This is a genomic window from Amycolatopsis sp. NPDC051903, from assembly GCF_044452505.1.
GTDB lineage: Bacteria > Actinomycetota > Actinomycetes > Mycobacteriales > Pseudonocardiaceae > Amycolatopsis.
This window is the reverse complement of record NZ_JBITBT010000087.1, coordinates 1-2,835: the sequence shown is the minus strand read 5'-3', so window position 1 is coordinate 2,835 and position 2,835 is coordinate 1. Positions and strand designations below refer to the sequence as shown.

Annotated in this window: 4 protein-coding genes; all 4 read right to left on the bottom strand. The window is 73.1% G+C overall.

What is annotated here, in order from left to right; all coding sequences use genetic code 11:
- Positions 1-503: 503 nt before the first annotated feature.
- On the bottom strand, positions 504-782 hold the full coding sequence (locus ACIA77_RS52325; RefSeq protein WP_395893731.1) for a DUF1918 domain-containing protein: 279 nt from the start codon (positions 780-782) through the stop codon (positions 504-506).
- A complete protein-coding gene (locus ACIA77_RS52320; RefSeq protein ID WP_395893730.1) occupies positions 782-1,060 on the bottom strand; it encodes a hypothetical protein in 279 nt (92 codons plus the stop codon). Before ACIA77_RS52320 ends, ACIA77_RS52325 begins: the two co-directional genes overlap by 1 nt.
- Positions 1,061-1,089: 29 nt before the next feature.
- Positions 1,090-1,929 (bottom strand): universal stress protein, encoded by an 840-nt coding sequence (locus tag ACIA77_RS52315; protein ID WP_395893729.1) that lies wholly within the window; start codon positions 1,927-1,929, stop codon positions 1,090-1,092.
- A gap of 542 nt (positions 1,930-2,471) precedes the next feature.
- Positions 2,472-2,669, bottom strand: a complete 198-nt coding sequence (locus tag ACIA77_RS52310; protein ID WP_395893728.1) for a hypothetical protein — start codon at positions 2,667-2,669, stop codon at positions 2,472-2,474.
- Positions 2,670-2,835 lie beyond the last annotated feature (166 nt).

Sequence of the window (2,835 nt, the reverse complement as noted above, 5' to 3'; positions counted from 1 at the left end):
GGACAGCACTTCGGCGGCCTCTTTGACCGGAGCCCACGGGTGAACCGTCACCACCGGCGCGGACATCACGTCTCGTGCACGCATCGGGCCCTCCTTCACCTTGCGCTGCATCGAAAATAGGCATCCCGCGGCGCCTCGCCCACCGGTCCGGAGTCACCGCGGTGAAGGACCAACGTCACCGGCTGTGCAGTGCCTCGAGTCCGGTCAGCACGCCGTCGCCAAGGGGCGACGCACTGCCGCGCCGCGTCGACCTCGATACCCGGCCGCACCTCGAACGCTCGCCCGGGGTCCGCCGACGGTGAACGAGCAAACCGCGGGCCACGCCCGGGTCCTGGTGCTCCCCCGGCAGGTCCCACAGCGTCTGGCAGTCCGCCACGACCGGGCCCGGGGCGATGGGCAGTACGCGGCCGCCACGGGGCGGGCCGTGGCGGACCGGCACTTCCGGGTGCTCACGCAGGACGCCTGCGGCAGGTCGTCGAGCCTGCGCCGGCACCACGCGCTCCTCACGTCCGGACACCGTGCGCAGCTCCCGCTCGCCGGAGCGCGCGAAACCGCTCCAACCTCGCGCGGTCCTGCTCGTCGCGCTCGGTGATCTCGGGTTGCGTCAGCACGATCGCGTCCGGACCGGGGAACACCGTCGACACGCGGTCGTCGGCGAGCCAGCGGACGGTGAACGGTGGCGTGCCGCCGGATCCGCCGACCGCGATGATCCGGCCGCGCTGCTCGGGCAGGTCGACCCGGACTCCCTTCACGACGAGCCAGTCACCGGGTTGTGCGTGCATCACCCCTCCTCGAGGTCCACGCCGAAGGCCGCCGCCAGTCGCACCGCGGTCACGCCTTCGACGGTCTTCGCGAGCGCGGTCCCGAGCCGTCGCTCGGCTTCGTCGCTGAACTTCCCGCGAACGGTCACGAGGCCGCCCGTGACGGACACCGACCACAGCTCGAGGCGTCCCGTGCAGTCGCTGAACAGGCCGCGCACCTGTGACGCGATGGCTTCCCGCACCGACGTGGCGGGCTCGAACCGCGCCACCGGACGGGTCATGATGTCGCGTGCGCGCACGAGGTTCCTCCTCCGGCTTCAGTGGACCTTCAGTGGACGACCCCGACCGGGCACCCCGACTGCGCGAGCAGCCGGTTGCCGGTCGAGCCGAACAGCCCGCCCGCGACCGGTCCCCGGCCCCGGGTGCCGATGACGACCAGCTGCGCGTCGTCGAAGTTCATGAGCGCCCGCGCGGCCGAGCGGTCGCGAACCGCGCGGCCTCGCGCGATCACGTCGGGGTATTTGCCGCAGAGCCCTTCGACCCGACGGCGCAATGCCTGTCTCTCAGTCTGTTCGGCAGCTTCGACGACCTCCGGCTCATCCATCAGGCCTTCGTGCCACGCGTGCACGGCGACCACCGGCACGCGCCGGCTCTGTGCGGCTTCGAACGCGAACTCCAGCACGCGATCGTCACCGTCGACGCCGGCGACCACCGGACCGTCCCGCTTCACGGCGCCCCGCACGACCACGACCGGACAGTGCGCACTCGCGGCGACGCGCAGCGCGACCGAACCGATCGCCGCACCGCGCAGGCCGCCGATGCCGTGCGAACCCAGCACGAGCAGCTCCGCCTCTCCCGACAGCTCGACCAGCAGCTCGCCGGCGATGCCAAGGCGGACCAGGTACTCGATCGGCACGCCGGGTGCCGTCGCCTCGGCGACCCGCGCTGCCCGCTTGAGCCAGTGGTGCGCGTTTTCGAGCAACAAGGGGGCGTCCTTCGTGCGCTCGTGCCGGCCGAGATCGGCGGTGTCGAACATCCCGGCGTGGCACAGCAGCAACCGGCGGCCCCGGTTGGTGGCCTCCTCGGCCGCCCACCGGACGGCCGCCAGCGCCGCCTCCGACTCGTCGACTCCCGCCACCACCGCGGCGCGGGCTGCCGTTCCCGCCACGTCCTGCCTCCGTTCGCACCGCCGTCCCCCGGCGGCACCCCACGGTCGCTCGGCAACGCCAGTGTCGGTCAGGGGCCGAAGTCCCTTCCCGGCGGGACGAAAGCAGCGCGAACCGCGGACGGACCTCCGGCCGGGTGCAGAAGGTCCACTTCGGACGCACACCGATCCCGGCCGCTGCACCCGCTTCGGCCCGCACCCAGTTCCGCGTCGCCCGGCCGCCGTGTTCACGTTCGCCGGCTCTGGCGGGTTCCCGCTCCCGGCTCACCACCGACGACGACCGGCTCCCCCACCACGGCCTCCGGGGTTGCCGGACGATCTCGCCGGCCCTCCGGTGCACATCCACCGGCACGGTCCACGGCCTCCCGCGCCGCATCGCCTCCGCCGAGCCCACGGCCATCCCGAAGGAACACCCCAGCCCGCCCGGGCAGACTGCTTTCGCGCTCACGATTCCTCCTCGTGTCCGGTCGCCGAGGACGCGTTCAGCCAACCGCACCCCGGCCCGGCACGCGCCGGGAACGAGGCACGTCCGGAAGGGACCACCGTCACCGTTTCCATGCAGGGCGGCGCAGGTCCACAAAGGATTCAGCGGCATCGTGACCCAGGCTCCGGATCATCCCCGGCCAGTGCGCCGGGTTGCCCGGGTCGTCGACCTCGCCCGTCGCCGCGGGCAGCTCGCACCACCGGGCCGAGGCGTCGGCCGTGTCCTCTTCGGACTCGCGCAGCCCTCGCTCGATGAGCACGCCGTGCTCGGTGGACGTCCAGGCGGCCGGAGACCAACGGCCCCGGTGCGGGAGGCAGGAGGTCTCGGCCCGCACCGTCCGGCCGGCGTTCCGGAGCGGCCTTTTGCCGTGCCGATGGAGGCGGTCCGGCCCTCGTCACGCGGCGGTGTCCGGCGAAGGCTGGACC

Coding starts and splice junctions, on each gene's coding strand:
- ACIA77_RS52325 (WP_395893731.1), bottom strand. CDS start 782: ATGCACGCACAACCCGGTGACTGGCTCGTCGTGAAGGGAGTCCGGGTC.